Origin of the sequence: Shinella pollutisoli (assembly GCF_024609765.1) — a bacterium.
In the GTDB taxonomy this organism is placed as follows: Bacteria; Pseudomonadota; Alphaproteobacteria; order Rhizobiales; family Rhizobiaceae; genus Shinella; species Shinella pollutisoli.
Genome location: NZ_JANFDG010000017.1, coordinates 89,202 through 103,991, shown reverse-complemented (window position 1 = coordinate 103,991; position 14,790 = coordinate 89,202). Strand labels below are relative to the sequence as shown.

Annotated in this window: 17 protein-coding genes; 6 read left to right on the top strand and 11 right to left on the bottom strand. The window is 68.1% G+C overall.

From position 1 onward, the window contains the following. Positions 1–331 precede the first annotated feature (331 nt). From NNZ72_RS15195 to NNZ72_RS15160, 7 genes are all read right to left on the bottom strand, one after another. The gene (locus NNZ72_RS15195; protein WP_257316202.1) at positions 332–1,366 is read right to left on the bottom strand and encodes an alcohol dehydrogenase catalytic domain-containing protein; all 1,035 of its coding nucleotides are present in this window, start codon (positions 1,364–1,366) and stop codon (positions 332–334) included. A gap of 2 nt (positions 1,367–1,368) precedes the next feature. Then, entirely contained in the window at positions 1,369–2,802 is a 1,434-nt protein-coding gene (locus tag NNZ72_RS15190; RefSeq protein WP_257316201.1) for an aldehyde dehydrogenase family protein, read from the bottom strand. A gap of 12 nt (positions 2,803–2,814) precedes the next feature. Then, complete coding sequence (locus tag NNZ72_RS15185; RefSeq protein WP_257316200.1) at positions 2,815–3,546, bottom strand: MBL fold metallo-hydrolase; 732 nt, start codon at positions 3,544–3,546, stop codon at positions 2,815–2,817. Further along, on the bottom strand, positions 3,547–4,638 hold the full coding sequence (locus NNZ72_RS25535; protein WP_371747764.1) for an ABC transporter ATP-binding protein: 1,092 nt from the start codon (positions 4,636–4,638) through the stop codon (positions 3,547–3,549). Further along, positions 4,635–5,423, bottom strand: coding sequence for an ABC transporter permease (locus NNZ72_RS15170; RefSeq protein WP_257316199.1), 789 nt, complete (start codon positions 5,421–5,423; stop codon positions 4,635–4,637). The genes NNZ72_RS25535 and NNZ72_RS15170 overlap by 4 nt, the downstream gene beginning before the upstream one ends. 1 nt (position 5,424) lies before the next feature. Next, a complete protein-coding gene (locus NNZ72_RS15165; RefSeq protein WP_257316198.1) occupies positions 5,425–6,288 on the bottom strand; it encodes an ABC transporter permease in 864 nt (287 codons plus the stop codon). A 284-nt stretch (positions 6,289–6,572) separates the two neighbouring features. After that, positions 6,573–7,649, bottom strand: a complete 1,077-nt coding sequence (locus NNZ72_RS15160) for an extracellular solute-binding protein (protein ID WP_257316197.1) — start codon at positions 7,647–7,649, stop codon at positions 6,573–6,575. 129 nt (positions 7,650–7,778) lie between these two features. Here NNZ72_RS15160 and NNZ72_RS15155 point away from each other — a divergent pair, with 129 nt between their 5' ends. The 6 genes from NNZ72_RS15155 (at position 7,779) to NNZ72_RS15130 (ending at position 10,152) form a co-directional block, all read left to right on the top strand. After that, a complete protein-coding gene (locus NNZ72_RS15155) occupies positions 7,779–8,405 on the top strand; it encodes a TetR/AcrR family transcriptional regulator (RefSeq protein WP_257316196.1) in 627 nt (208 codons plus the stop codon). A gap of 16 nt (positions 8,406–8,421) precedes the next feature. Beyond that, a complete protein-coding gene (locus NNZ72_RS15150) occupies positions 8,422–8,808 on the top strand; it encodes a YybH family protein (protein WP_257316195.1) in 387 nt (128 codons plus the stop codon). Between the two features lie 70 nt (positions 8,809–8,878). Then, complete coding sequence (locus NNZ72_RS15145) at positions 8,879–9,115, top strand: antitoxin (RefSeq protein WP_257316194.1); 237 nt, start codon at positions 8,879–8,881, stop codon at positions 9,113–9,115. Then, on the top strand, positions 9,115–9,516 hold the full coding sequence (locus NNZ72_RS15140) for a type II toxin-antitoxin system VapC family toxin (protein ID WP_257316193.1): 402 nt from the start codon (positions 9,115–9,117) through the stop codon (positions 9,514–9,516). The genes NNZ72_RS15145 and NNZ72_RS15140 overlap by 1 nt, the downstream gene beginning before the upstream one ends. Before the next feature lie 80 nt (positions 9,517–9,596). Beyond that, the gene (locus NNZ72_RS15135; RefSeq protein WP_257316191.1) at positions 9,597–9,842 is read left to right on the top strand and encodes a type II toxin-antitoxin system ParD family antitoxin; all 246 of its coding nucleotides are present in this window, start codon (positions 9,597–9,599) and stop codon (positions 9,840–9,842) included. 1 nt (position 9,843) lies between these two features. Then, entirely contained in the window at positions 9,844–10,152 is a 309-nt protein-coding gene (locus NNZ72_RS15130; RefSeq protein WP_257316190.1) for a type II toxin-antitoxin system RelE/ParE family toxin, read from the top strand. A 4-nt stretch (positions 10,153–10,156) separates the two neighbouring features. Here the strand turns inward: NNZ72_RS15130 and cueR are convergent, their stop codons facing one another. From cueR to NNZ72_RS15110, 4 genes are all read right to left on the bottom strand, one after another. Beyond that, positions 10,157–10,564: a Cu(I)-responsive transcriptional regulator gene (gene cueR, locus NNZ72_RS15125; RefSeq protein ID WP_257316189.1), complete on the bottom strand. Its 408-nt coding sequence runs from the start codon at positions 10,562–10,564 to the stop codon at positions 10,157–10,159. Then, entirely contained in the window at positions 10,561–13,056 is a 2,496-nt protein-coding gene (locus NNZ72_RS15120; RefSeq protein WP_257316188.1) for a heavy metal translocating P-type ATPase, read from the bottom strand. Before NNZ72_RS15120 ends, cueR begins: the two co-directional genes overlap by 4 nt. A gap of 57 nt (positions 13,057–13,113) precedes the next feature. Next, on the bottom strand, positions 13,114–13,332 hold the full coding sequence (locus NNZ72_RS15115; protein ID WP_257316187.1) for a heavy-metal-associated domain-containing protein: 219 nt from the start codon (positions 13,330–13,332) through the stop codon (positions 13,114–13,116). Positions 13,333–13,595: 263 nt separating this feature from the next. Next, complete coding sequence (locus tag NNZ72_RS15110; protein ID WP_257316186.1) at positions 13,596–14,771, bottom strand: aminotransferase; 1,176 nt, start codon at positions 14,769–14,771, stop codon at positions 13,596–13,598. Positions 14,772–14,790 lie beyond the last annotated feature (19 nt).

Genomic DNA, 14,790 nt, shown 5'->3' with positions numbered 1-14,790 from the left:
TAGAAATAGGGGGTGGGGGCGGACGGGTTTGCGGAGTATCAGTCCCTTTTCCCCGATACCCGCTCTGCTTCGCCGGGCATCTCCCCCAAGGGCAGGGCAATCGCATATGGCAAGACATGGCCGTTTTCCCCTTCTCCCCTTGGGGAGAAGGTGGCCCGAAGGGTCGGATGAGGGGGCACCGTCTTTCGCTTCGCTCACCCCCTCATCCCGCTGCCGCGACCTTCTCCCCGCCGGGGAGAAGGGGCAGGCGGCACCCCCGAATGCCATATGCGATTGCCCTGCCCTTGGGCGAGATGCCCGGCAGGGCAGAGGGGGTGAGGCGAGGGACCGCTTACAGCGAGAAGTCGATGCAGACCCGCCCCGCCACGTCCCCCGCCTGCAACCGGTCGAGCGCAGCGTTCACGCTGGCAAGCGGGATCGTCTCGATGTCGATCGCAAGCGGATGGCGGGCGGCGAAGGCGAGGAAATCGCGCAGGTCCTGCCGCGAGCCGACCGAGGAGCCGAAGACGCGGTGGCCGCCGTCGATCAGCCACATCATCGACAGCGGCACCGGATCGTGCACCAGCGCGATGGCGACGATGTCGCTCATCGGGTTCACCGCCTGCTCGATGGTCGCCCAGACCGCCGGTGTCGGCGCGAAATTGACGGCGACGTCGGCGCCGCCGAGCGCCTTGACCTTGAGCCCCGCCTCGGGGCCGGCCTCCACCAGATGGTCCGCGCCGCGCCGGCGCGCCTCCTCCAGCTTGGCCGGATCGCGGTCGACGGCGACGACGTTGGCGCCATGGGCCTTGGCGATCATGATCGCATATTGGCCGAGGCCGCCGCAGCCGATCACCATCGCCGTCCGGCCGGGCCGGAGTGCGGTCTTGCGCAGCGCGCTCCAGGCCGTCAGCCCGGCGCAGAGCAGCGGCGCGCCCTGCAGCGGATCGACGGCGTCGGGGATCGTGCAGGCGAAGCGGGCCTCGAGCAGCGCATATTCTGCGAAGGCGCCGGGGCGGTGCAGGCCGCGGGCATGCTGGTGCTGGCAGAAGGTCTCCGCCCCCGTCAGGCACGGGCTGCAATCGAGGCAGGTGTCGTAGAGCCAGGGCAGGCCGACGCGGTCGCCGATCGAAAGCTTCGTCTCCGTGCCCTCGCCGACGGCGACGACGCGGCCGATGCCCTCGTGGCCGAGGATCAGCGGATAGAATTCGTCCGGCAGATGCTCGTCGCCGTTCCGGATGTGCAGGTCGGAGTGGCAGACGCCGCAGCTTTCCAGCTTCACGAGGAGCTGGCCGCGGCCGGGCACGGGCACCGGCACATCGCGGATGACGAGGGGGGAGGCGGCGCTCTCCGCGAGCGCCGCCCTCATGGTCTTCGGGATCGTCATGGTCAGGCGGCTTCCGGCCGGTGCACGGTCTTCACCTCAAGGAAGTCCTCAAGGCCGAAGATGCCGCCCTCGCGGCCGTTGCCGGACTGCTTGAAGCCGCCGAAGGGGCTGCCGTAGCGGTGCGGCCCGCCGTTGATGTGCACCATGCCGGCGCGCAGCTTTGCCGCCACCCGCTCGGCGCGCTCCGGATCGCCGGTCTGGACATAGGCGGCGAGCCCGTAATTGGTGTCGTTGGCAATCGCGATCGCCTCCTCCTCGGTGTCGAAGGGGATGATGGCGAGCACCGGGCCGAACACCTCCTCGCGGGCGATCCGCATCGAATTGTTCACGTCGCCGAAGATCGTCGGGCGGACGAAATAGCCGGTCTCGAAGCCCTCCGGCTTGCCTGGGCCGCCGACCAGCACGCGCGCGCCTTCCGAAACACCCGCCTCGATCAGCGCCTGCACGCGACCGAACTGGATATGCGAGACGAGCGGGCCGATATGGCCGCCTTCCTCCTCCGGATTGCCGACCTTCGCTTGCCTGCCGGTGCGCTCGGCGATCTCCAGTACCTTGTCGTAGACGGAACGCTCGACCAGCATGCGGGTCGGCGCGTCGCAGGACTGGCCGGAATTGTTGAAGCATTCGAGCACGGAGCCGGCGACGCGGTCTTCGAGGTCGGCATCGGCGAAGACGATGTTCGGCGACTTGCCGCCGAGCTCCAGCGTCACCCGCTTGACGGTGTCGGCCGCGTCCTTGCTGACGGCGATGCCCGCGCGGGTGGAGCCGGTGAAGGACATCATGTCGATGTCCTTGTGGCGCGACAGCGCAGCACCGCATTCCGGACCGTCGCCGTTGACGAGGTTGAAGGTGCCGGCCGGGAAGCCCGCCTCGTGCACCATCTCGGCGTAGAGCAGCGCGTTGAGCGGCGTGAACTCGGACGGTTTCAGCACGCAGGTGCAGCCGGTGGCGAGCGCCGGCACGACCTTGAGGGCGATCTGGTTGATCGGCCAGTTCCAGGGCGTGATGAGGCCGACGACGCCGATCGGCTCGCGGCGCACGACGTCGCCGTTCGGCAGGACCTCGCGGCCCTTCAGCCGCTTCAGCCCGTCGATGAAGCCTTGCAGGTGGCCGACGCCGACGTCGGCCTGCTGCTCCTTGCTCATGGTGATCGGCGCGCCGAGCTCCAGCGTGATGGTGCGGGCCATCTCCTCGTAGCGGCGCTTGTAGACGTCGAGCAGCCTTTCGAGGAGCGCGATGCGCTCGTCGACGCTCGTCTGGCTGTAGGTGGCGAAGGCCTTCTTGGCGGCCGCGACGGCCCGGTCGATGTCGGCGGCGGTACCCATGGAGATGACGGCGATCGGCTTTTCCGTCGCCGGGTTGATCACCTCGAGGTCGTTCGGCGTGAGCGGGTCCACCCACTGGCCGTCGATGTAGAACTTGCGCTTGTCGAGCATTCCGGTCTCCCTTCAGATTTTCTGTTTCTCGTCGAGCCAGCTTCGGATGAGCTGGTGGTAGCGTTCGCCGCCGAAGCTCGGGAAATGGCCGCCGTGCACCAGCCGGACGGGCAGGGCGAGGAGCCGTTCCATGGAGGCGAGGTAGTCGGCCGCGTCGGAATGATAGGTATCCTCGATCAGCGGGCCGTCATAGACGATGTCGCCGGAAAACAGGATCTCGGTCGCCTTCTCGTAGAGCGCAATACCCCCAGGGGAGTGCCCCGGCGTGTGGATCACCTCGAAACGGCGGTCGCCGAGATCGATGACGTCGCCGTCTTCGAGGATGCGCGTCGCCGGCGCGCGCTTCACCGCGTAGCATGCCGAGCAATAGGGCTCCGGCGGCAGCGCATCGAAGATCCCGTCGGTGACGTAGGGGTCGGCGAGCGTGTTCTCCCGCGTCGGATTGGCGAGGAGGCCGGCTTCGGCGGCGTGGACGGCGCGGCACTCGAACTCGTGGTGGCAGCCGATATGGTCGAAATGGGTGTGGCTCGCCACCGCCGTCAGCGGCCGTTCCGTGACGAGCGGCACCCATTCGCGGAGCGACACCACGCCCATGCCGCTGTCCACCAGCATGTCGCCGTCGCGGCCGCGCACGTGCCAGACGTTGCAGCGGTAGAATTCCTGGATATAGGGCTCGGAAATGGCGGTGACGCCGTCGTCGAGGCGCCGCACGCTGTACCAATCCTCCGGGCGGATACGCTGCATTTAATGTCCCACTCCCGCTCCGTCCTGAAGCACGACGATGCTATCCGCCTTGAGGCGAAGGTCAAGCTCGGCGCCGACCTCGGGCTCCTCGGTCTGCGGCAGGTGCGCGGTCAGCGCCGTGCCGTCGGCGGCGACATGGCAGCGGTGATGCGTGCCGAAGAAGGCGCTGCCGGTGATGCGGCCGCGGCCGAGCGAGACGGTCGGCACAGCGGCGCTCGCGCTGCGGAAATGCTCCGGGCGGATGCAGAGCGTCACGTCGCGGCCCGCCGCCGGCATGCCGGAGACGAAGGCGGAGGCGGGAAGCGCGACGCGGCCGAGCGCCGTCTCGACCTCAGCCTCGTTTGCCGAAAGCCCGCGCACCTTGGCCGGCAGGAAATTCGCCTCGCCCATGAAGCCGGCGGAAAACAGCGAGCGCGGCCGCATGTAGATCGAGGCCGGCGTACCGACATCCTCGATGCGGCCTTTGTTCATCACGACGATGCGGTCGGCGATCGCCATCGCCTCCTCCTGGTCGTGGGTGACATGGACGAAGGTGGTGCCGACCCGCTTCTGGATCGCCTTCAATTCGTCCTGCATCTGCCGGCGGAGCTTCAGGTCCAGCGCCCCGAGCGGCTCGTCGAGCAGCAGCACGTCCGGATCGACGGCGAGCGCACGCGCAAGCGCCACGCGCTGGCGCTGGCCGCCGGAAAGCTCGTGCGGCTTCTTCGCAGCCGAGGCACGGAGGCCGACGAGGTCGAGATAGGAGAGCGCCTTCTCGTCCCGCTCCGCCTTCGCCATGCCGCGCATCCTGAGGCCGAAGCCGACATTGTCGAGGAGGCGCATGTGCGGGAAGAGGGCGTAGTCCTGGAACATGGTCGTCGTCGGGCGCTTCGCCGGCGAGACGTGGGTCATGTCGCGGCCGCCGATCGAAATCGTGCCGGAGGTCGGCTCCAGGAAGCCGCCGAGGATGGAGAGCAGCGTGGTCTTGCCGCAGCCGGACGGCCCGAGCAGCACGATGAACTCGCCGGCGGCGATGTCGAGCGAGACGTCGTCGAGGGCACGGAACGCGCCGAAGACTTTCGTGGCGTTCAGGATGGAGACGTCTGCGGTCATGAGGACCTCCCGGATTTTCTGAACACGGCGAGCTCCATGACCAGCAGGAACGCGACCGAGACGAGGAAGACGAGGCTGCCGACGGCATTGGTCTTGGGGTCGAGGCCGGAGCGCAGCATGCTCCAGATCTCGACCGGCAGCGTCACGTCGAAGCGCGAGAGCAGGAAGGCGACGATGAACTCGTCCCAGCTGAAGGTGACGGAGAGGAAGAAGGCGGCGAGGATCGACGGCATCAGCATCGGCGCGGTGACGAGCGCCATCACCTGCCAGTCCTTCGCGCCGAGATCACGCGCCGCCCGCTCGATATTGACCTGGTGGCCGCCCATCGAGGCGTAGATGACGGCGAAGCAGAGCGGCAGGTTGATCACCACATGGCCGATGCCGACCGTGACGAGCGACAGCCTCAGCCCCGTGACGTTCAGCACCGAGAGCAGGCCAAGCCCGATGATCAGCGTGCTCACCGTCATCGGCGCGACGAGGAGGCCGCGAAGCAGCGCGGAGGCCGGAAGCCGGTAGCGGGCGAAGGCGTAGGCCGCGAGGAAGCCGAGCAGGCAGGCGAGCGCGGAGGAAAGGACGGCGACGAGGAGCGAATTGCCGAGTGCGGCCATCAGCTTGCCGTCGGAGAGGACGGCCTCGTACCAGCGCAGCGTCAGCCCGTTCAGCGGCGGCACCGGCAGCGTGCCGTCCTGGAAGGAGAACAGCACCAGCACGACGACCGGCAGGAAGATGAAGAGGTAGATCAGGCCGGCGTAGAGCGCGGAAAGGGCGGCGGTCAGACGGCGCATGTCACGTCCTCTCCATCTTCAGCCAGCGGGCGCAGGCGACATAGGCGAGCGTGACGACGACCATCAGCACCAGCGACAGTGCTGCCGCCATCGGGAAATCCGCCCGGCGGCCGAGCTGCAGCATGATGACCTGCGGCAGCACCAGCTCGTTGTTGCCGCCGAGGATCTGCGGCGTGATGTAGTCGCCGATGCAGAGCACGAAGGTGAGGAACGCGCCGACCATGATGCCGGGCAGCGTCAGCGGCAGCACGACGTGCCAGAAGGTCTGGAAGGCGTTCGCGCCGAGATCGGCCGCCGCGCGGCGGTAGTTCGGCGAAAGCTGGATGAGGTTGGCATAGATCGTCAGCGTCAGCAGCATGACGAAGAAGTGGACGAAGCCGATGATCGTGCCGGTGCGGTTGGCCGAGAGCTCCAGCGGCTCGGAGAGGAGGCCGGTCCAGAGCAGCGCCTGGTTGACGACCCCGCCCTTGGACAGCACCAGCAGCCAGGAATAGGAGCGCACCACATAGGAGGTCCAGAAGGGCAGGATCGCCATGATCAAGGCGAAGCGCTGCCAGCGCTTCGGCACGCGCTCGGCGATGATCCAGGCGAGCGGATAGGCGAGCAGCACGGAGATGACCGTGACGGCGGCGGTGATCTCCAGCGAGACGACGAGACCCTTGAAGAGATGGGCCTTCTCGAAGAAGGCGACGTAATTATCAAGCGTCCAGGTGGCGACGACTTCGCGCCCCTGCCGCGTCCAGAAGCTCAGCATCGCCATGTAGGCGAAGGGCACCAGGAAGAACAGCCCCGTCCAGAGAAGCCCCGGCAGGGCGAAGGCCCAGGCCTTGCGGCGCTCGGCGCGTTCGAGAGGGGTGGCGGTCATGGATGCGGTTCTCCGTTCGCGCTTTCTGATGGAGACGGATGTTCCGTGGCCCCCTCTGCCAGCTCGGCGTCCCTACGGCAGGGTACCGACTATGGAATGACGAGGGTGCCTCCTGCTCCTTCTCCCCCGCGGGGAGAAGGTCGCGGCAGCGGGATGAGGGGGTGCCGCAGGCAGAATACGGCGAACTTGCCCCTCATCCGGCCCTGTGGGCCACCTTCTCCCCGGCGGGGAGAAGGGGAAACGGCAACGTCGCAGCCGACAGGGCAGACCTCGACGCGCTTTCCCTACTGCTGCAGCATCTCCGTCCACACGTCCTGCATGGCCGCATCGAGATCGGCGTCGGCGACGGGATAGAGCTGCGTGTTCTTGAGATATTCCGGCTGCCGGTCCCAGCGCAGCACGGCCTTCTGCGCGTCGGAGAGATGCTCGCCCGCCTTGGCGTTGGCGGGCATCGCCCAGTAGCAGGAGGAGGTGGCAAGCCGCGCCTGGCCCTCGGGGCTGACGATATACTGCACGAATTTCAGCGCGAGGTCCCGCTTTTCCGAATCCTTGAAGACGCCGATCGACTGCGCCCAGCGCAACGCGCCCTGCTTCGGCACGGTCCAGTCAAGGTTCGGCTTTTCCGCGACGAGGCCGGCCGTCAGCCATTCGCCGCCGCCGATGACGATGTCGACCTCGCCGGTGGCGAGCGCCGTCTGCGAGGCGACGACGTCGCTCACCTGGCGCGACACCTTCTTCATCTCGAACAGCTTTTCCTTGATCTCCGGCAGGTCCGCCTCGGTGAGGTCCGCGGTCTTCTTGCCGATGCCGACGCCGGTGAGGCCGACCATGGGGAGATAATAGTCGTAGAGCGCGATGCGGCCCTTGTATTTCTCCGACCAGGCGACCGAGAGATCCTCCATGTCGGCCGGGTCGACCTTGGTCTTGTCGAAGGAGATGGTGTTGTAGCCGAACTTCTCCGTGACGGCGTAGACCTTGCCGTCCTTCGTCGTCGTCTCGTCCATGCGCACCTCGGGAAAGAGATCGGCGAGCGGCAGCTGGTCGGCAGGCATCTCGCCGAGGATATCCATGTCGATGGCGCGCGGCACGTCGACGGCGTCGATCACCAGCACGTCCCAGTCGCCGGGGCGCGACTGCTCGATAATGGAGATCGCCGCCCCGGTGCCCTCGTATTCCTTGAGATTGACCTTGACGTCGTTGGCCTTCTCGAACGGCTCGATCAGGCCGGGATCGGTGTGGTCGCACCAGACCAGCGCGTTCAGCGTCTCCTGGGCGGAGGCGGCCGAGGCCGAGAGCAGCGCGGCGGACGCGGTGACGAGAAGCAGGCGGCGCATGCGCGCGGCGGAAACGGTTTTCCTCATGATCTTTCCCTCTGGCTGGAAGCCTTTGCCTCGACAAACGGCACTCGTTCAGGTGCCTTGAGAAAAAGATTGAACGAGTTCATTTTTTAAGTCAATATCAATTTTGAGGGAACTACAAAGGAGGGGCCGATGGCCGGATTGCGCGCGAAACAGAAGGCCGACCGGGCGCGCCGCATCCTGGAAGCCGCGACCGCGCTCTTCCGCCAGCAGGGCTACGACAGCGCCCGCATCGAGGACATCGCCGAGATGGCGGAGGTCTCCGTCGGCACGCTCTACAACTACTACCAGAACAAGGGCGACATCCTCGTCGCCACCGTGGCGATGGAGGTGACGGAGGTGCTGGAGGCGGGCAGCCGCATCCTCGCCAATCCGCCGCTCCATGTGGAGGAGGCGCTGCGCGCCCTCGTCGAGACCTATTACGACCACTCGCTCGTCTATCTGTCGAAGGAGATGTGGCGCACCGCCATGGCGATCTCCATCCAGCAGCCCGACACGCCGCTCTCGCGCCGCTACACGGAGCTGGACGGCCAGCTCTCGGCGCAGGTCGCCGACCTCGTCGCCGCGCTGCAGGCCCGCGGCGCGGTGATTTCGACCGTCGACGCCCGCGCCGTCGGCGAGGTCTTCTTCAACAATCTCAACCAGATGTTCATCGAGTTCTGCAAGGTCGAGGCCATGACGCTCGAGGAGCTGAAAGCGCGCGTCGCCGCGCAGCACCGCCCGGTCGCCGCCCTCATCAGCAGCGCCCGCATCGTCTGACAGCCAGGAAAATACCATGACGGAAACCGCCGTTCTCGCCGCCGCCGACGCGCTGGTCGAGGCCTTCGCGCGCCACGACCGCGACGCCTATTTCGCCGCCTTCGCCCCCGACGCCACCTTCGTCTTCCACAATCTCGACCGCCGCCTCGACTGCCGCGCGGCCTACGAGGCGGAATGGGCGCTCTGGGAGACGCGCGACGGCTTTCGCGTCACCGGCTGCCGCTCGACGGACCGCAAGGTCCAGCTCGTCGGCGACGTCGCGATCTTCACCCACGCGGTGGAAACCGACCTCTCCTTCGGCGGCGAGGCCGTGACCAGCAACGAACGCGAGACCATCGTCTTCTCCCGCGGCCCTGAAGGCCGCTGGGTCGCCGTGCACGAGCATCTTTCGGCACCGACGTAAGCGTACATACAAGGTGTGTACTCTTGGGACGCCGCATGCTATGATCCGCCGTCGAGGAAGGATGAGAAGCATGCACATGACCCGCGTCTTCAAGAACGGCAATTCGCAGGCGGTCCGCATCCCGGCGGAACTGGCCTATGAGCGGACCGGCATCGAGGTGGAGATCGAGCGCGTCGGCGACGAGCTGCGCATCCGCCCCGCCCGGCGTTCGCTCGCCGGCGTGCTGGAGCGCTTCGCCCGTTTCGATCCCGATTTCCTGGCGGAAGGGCGGGGCGATCAGGAGCAGACGGAGCGGGACCCGCTCTGATGCCGCGCTACATGCTCGACACGAACATGTGCATCTACCTGATGAAGAACCAGCCCGAGCAGGTGGCGAAGCGCTTCGCCGCCTGTCAGGTCGGCGACGTGGTGATCTCGGCGATCACTCATGCGGAGCTCGAATATGGCGTTGCCGTCGCGGCCGACAGCGCCCGCGAGGCCGGCAATCTCGAAGCCCTGATCGAGATGATCCCCGTCATGCCCTTCGACGCGGCCGCCGGCCGCGCCTACGGCCCCGTCCGCAAGGCGACGCGGGAGCGCCGCAGCGACCATCTCGACAAGCTGATCGCCGCCCATGCCGTCTCCCTCGACACGGTCCTCGTCACCAACAACGAACGCGACTTCGCCGCCTATCCCGGGCTGAAGGTCGAGAACTGGCTGACGGCCTGATTCTCAGATGTCGAGCCGCGCCGGATAGCAATTATTGCGCAACCTGTGTTATGCTTCTTCTCGACAGCAGGAGAAAACCCATGAACGTTTCCATCGGCGACCGCTGGGAGAAATTCGTCGAGCAGGCCGTCAGGGACGGGCGCTACGGTTCGGCGAGCGAGATCGTGCGGGAAGGGCTTCGTCTCGTCGAGGAGCGGGAGGCGAAATTGACGGCGCTTCGCCGGATGCTGGATCGCTCGATCGCGGCGGGCGGCGCGGTCAGCGAAGAGGAGCTCGACGCGGCGCTCGATGCCCAGGAGGCCGTTCTCGCCCGCGAAGGCACGTGACTTGCCGCGCCTCGTCTATCTGGAAAGCGCAAGGCCCGATCTTCTCCACATCCACGCCTACATCGCCCGCGAGAGCGGCGACATCGGCACGGGCCGGGGCTTCGTCGATCTCCTGCGCCGGCAATGCCGCCATCTCGCCGGCCTGCCCGGGCAAATGGGGCGCCCGCGGCCGGAACTGCGGCCCGATATCCGCAGCTTCGCCTTTCGCGGCTATGTGATCTTCTTCCGCTATGCGGACGACCGCTTCGAGGTGGTCGACATCCTCGAAGGGCATCGCGATATCGACGGATATTTCGACGCCCCTTCGTAAACCCTCAGCAGCAATCCTTCCCGTCCCCCGCCGCCAGGCGGTCGAGGATGGGGCAATCGGGGCGGCCGTCGCCGTGGCAATGGGCGGAGAGATGTTCGAGCGTGCGCACCATTTCCTCCAGCAGCCGCATCTTCGCCTTCATCTCGTCGATATGCGCGCCGGCGATGCGCTTGACGTCGGCGGAGGCGCGGGCGCGATCCTGCCAGAGCGCCAGGAGCTCGCGGATCTGGGCGATGGAGAAGCCGAGGTCGCGGGCGCGGCGGATGAAGCCGAGGGTGGAGAGGTCCCTCGGCCCGTAGGTGCGGTAGCCGGCGCCGGTGCGCCCGGCCGCCGGGATGAGGCCGATCGCCTCGTAGTGACGGATCATCTTGGGCGTGACGCCCGTCGCCTCCGCCGCCTCGCCGATGTTCATCGCCGCGCCTCCCTGCCGAAGCCCAGGCTGAAGCGCTTCAGCCTCAGCGCATTGGTGACGACGAAGACGCTGGAGAGCGCCATGGCGCCGGCGGCGAGCGCCGGCGAGAGCTGCAGCCCGAAGGCCGGGTAGAGCAGGCCGGCGGCGACCGGGATCAGCGCCACGTTGTAGCCGAAGGCCCAGAACAGGTTCTGGCGGATGTTGCGCATCGTCGCGCGCGACAGCGCGATACCGGTTGCCACCCCGCGCATGTCGCCGGCCATCAGCACCACGTCGGCGCTTTCGATGGCGACGTCCGTGCCGGTGCCGATGGCGATGCCCGTATCGGCGGCGGCGAGTGCGGGCGCATCGTTGATGCCGTCGCCGACGAAGGCGACCTTCTTCGTGCCGCCCTCGGCGAGATCGCGCACGGCCGCGACCTTGCCCTCCGGCAGCACCTCGGCCATCACCCGGTCGATGCCGAGCGCCGCACCCACCGCTTCCGCCGTGCGCCGGTTGTCGCCGGTGATCATCGCCACCGTGATGCCGAGGGACTTCAGGGCAGCGATCGCCTCCTTCGTCGTCGGCTTCACCGGGTCGGTGACGGCGAAGAGCGCGGCGAGCCTGCCGTCGATCGCGGCATAGAGGGGCGAGGCGCCCTCGGCGGCGAGCCTTTCGGCATCGCGGGCGAAGGGCGCGACGTCGAGGCCAAGCCCCCGCATGAAGCCGACCGAGCCGGATTCGACGCGACGGCCGGAGACGTCGGCGGCGATGCCCTGGCCGGAGGTCGCGGCAAAGCCGCTCGCGGCCGGCAGGTCGATGCCTTCTTCAAGGGCGGCCTTGTGGATCGCCAGCGCGATCGGGTGCTCCGAATGGACTTCCGCCGCCGCGACCAGCGCCAGCACCTCGCCGCGTGAAAAACCGTCCGCCGGGATCACCTCCGTCAGCGTCGGCTGGCCGAGGGTGAGCGTGCCGGTCTTGTCGACGGCGACGATGTCGGTTCCCTCCAGCGTCTGCAGTGCCGTGCCCTGGCGGAAGAGCACGCCGAGCTCGGCGGCGCGGCCCGTGCCGGTGATGATCGAGGTCGGCGTCGCGAGCCCCATGGCGCAGGGGCAGGCGATGATCAGCACGGCGACGGCAGCGACGAGCGCATGCCCCAGCGCCGGGTCCGGGCCGAGCAGGAACCAGGCGATGAAGGTGAGGAGCGCGACGGCGATGACGGCCGGCACGAACCATTGCGTCACCCGGTCGACCAGCGCCTGGATCGGCAGCTTGGCGGCCTGCGCGTCCTCGACCATGCGGATGATCTGCGACAGCACCGTGTCGGCGCCGACGCGGGTGGCGCGGAAGGTGAAGGAGCCGGTCGTGTTGACCGTGCCGCCGGTGACCGTGTCGCCCGCCTTGCGCTCGACCGGCATGGGCTCGCCGGTGATCATCGACTCGTCGACGAAGGAGGCGCCCTCCGTCACCTCGCCGTCGACCGGCACCTTCTCGCCGGGGCGCACGAGCACGTGGTCGCCCGGCACGACGGCCTCCAGCGGCACGTCCTCGGTGCCGCCGTCGCGCACGACCCGGGCGGAGCGGGCGCGAAGCCCGGCGAGATGGCGGATCGCCTCGCCGGTGCGACCCTTGGCGCGGGCCTCCAGGTAGCGGCCGGCGAGGATCAGCGTGACGATGACGGCCGCCGCCTCGAAATAAACCTTGGCCGTGCCGCCCGGAAGCCAGCCCGGCGCGAAGGTGGCGACGGTGGAGAAGATCCAGGCCGCCGAGGCGCCGATGACGACCAGCGCGTTCATGTCCGGCGCGAGCCGGATGAGGCTCGGCACGCCCTTGGCGTAGAAGCGCCGGCCGGGACCGGCGAGCACGAGGGTCGCCAGCACGAACTGGATCACCCGGCTTTCCTGCATGCCGAGCGTCTCGTGGATATAATGGCCGAAGGCCGGGAAGGCGTGCGCGCCCATCTCCATGACGAAGAGCGGCGCCGTCAGGATAGCGGAGACGACGAGCGCCCGCCACAGCGCGGAAGCCTCGGCGGCGCGGCGCTCGTCCTCGCTCCCGGCGGCGTCGCTGCCGCTCTCGCGCACGGCCTTGTAGCCGGTGCGCTCCACCGCCCGGGCGAAGTCCTCGAACGTCGCGGCGCCCTTCACGAAACGGACGCGCGCGCGTTCCTGCGCCAGGTTGGCGCTGGCGTCGAGCACGCCGGGCACCGCCTTCAGCGCCTTCTCAACGCGCGCGATGCAGGAGGCGCAGGTCATGCCCTCGACGGGGAATTCGAGGGTTTCCTCCACGACGCCGTATCCGGCCGCCCGGACGGCCTCGGCGACGGCCGCAACGTCCGGCTGACCGTCGAAGGTGACGTCCGCCTTCTCCGTCGCGAGGTTGACCGCGGCGCCGGAGACGCCCGGCACCTTGGAAATGGCCTTCTCGACGCGCCGCACGCAGGAGGCGCAGGTCATGTCGGCGATCGATAGCTTGATTGTCTGCCGGGCTTCCGGCTCTGCGGTGGTGAGCATGGCGCACCCTTTCATCCTGTGTCGGGATAGATCGTGCACCTTGCCATCATGTCAAGGTCAAGGGCTTTCCTGCACCGGCGTATAACCTTCCTCGACGATGGCGGCCGCCACGGCTTCCGGGTCCGCGGCATTCCCGACCGTCACCCGCTTGGCGGCAAGGTCGACGGACACCTGCGCACCGGGAACGGCGGCGGTCACGGCCTGGGTGATGGCCTTCACGCAGTGGCCGCAGGTCATGTCGGCGACGGTGAAGGAAAGGGGAGCGTGCTGGTTCATGGGTCTTCTCCTGTTCTGCCGGGGCAATTGCCTATGGAATGCGACGTCTCCGTTTCCCCTTCTCCCCCGCGGGGAGAAGGTGGCCCGAAGGGCCGGATGAGGGGGTAGAACACGCCACGGCGGCCGTGATTCTTCCTACGGCGTCCCCCTCATCCCGCTGCCGCGACCTTCTCCCCGCGGGGAGAAGGGGCAAGAAGCGCGCTCATTCATAGGTAATTGCCCGTCTGCTTTATCGCAGGGTGAAGCCTTCCCCCGTGGCAAGGTCAAGGGGCAAGCGAGAAGCCGGAGAGCCGCTCGCGCAGGAGGGCGATGGTCGCCTGGTCGGCATTGGCGAAGGCGAAGCGCAGGTAGCCTTCCTGCCGCGGGCCGAAATAGCTGCCGGGCAGGCAGAGGACGCCCGCCTCCTTCGCCAGCTTCTCCGCGACATGAGCGGAGGAGGCCCCTTCGAACGGATGGCCGATGAAGGCGAAATAGGCGCCGACCGCGCCGACGCGCCAGCCGGGCACGCCCGCCATGGTCGCCCGCAGCGTCTCGGCCCGGCGGGCGATCTCGCGGCGGTTCTCCTCGCGCCAGTCGGCAAGCAGGGGGAGGGCGGCGGCGACGGCGGCCTGGGCCGAGCGCGGCGGGCAGATCTGCACGTTGTCCATGATCTTCGCCACCTGCTCGACCACCCTCTCGCCCGCCGTGATCGCGCCGAGGCGGTGGCCGGGAATGCAGAAGGATTTGGAGAAGCTGTAGAGGCCGATCAGCGTGTCCTGCCAGCCGGCGCGGGTGAAGAGGTCGTGCGACCGGCCCGCACCCTCGGGGAGGAAATCGCGATAGGTCTCGTCAAGGATCAGCCAGATGCCGCGGCTTTCGCAAAGCTCGTAGACTGCCGCCAGCAGCGCCGGCGGATAGACGGCGCCGGTCGGGTTGTTCGGCGAGACGAGCGCAACGGCCCGCACGTCCGGCGTGATCGCATCGGCGAGCGCCGAAACGTCGGGCAGGAAGCCGTTGTCCGGATCGCAGGGGGCGAAGCGCGTGCGCACACCGAGCATCGCCAGCGTCGTCTCCTGGTTGAAGTAATAGGGATCGGTCATCAGCACCATGTCGCCGGCGCCCGCCACGGCCATGGCCGCTGAGATGAAGGCCTGGTTGCAGCCGGCCGTCACGTGGACATTGCCGGCGGCGAGCGGCGCGCCGTAGACGGCCGACATGTGCTCCGCATAGGCGGTGCGCAGCCCGTCCTCGCCCTCGATCGGGCCGTAGCCGGTAAAGGCGCGGGAGGCGGCGCATTCGCCGAGCAGCTCCAGCATGCGCGGATGCGGCGGATAGCCGGGCACGGCCTGGGAGAGGTCGATCATCGGCCCGCTGCGGCCGTCATAGGCGCGTCCCCAGGCGAAGACGGAGGGAATGGGCGGGGCGGCAAGCGTTTCGACGAGCGGATTGAAGCGGGGCATGGGCGTGTCCGTGAAGGGT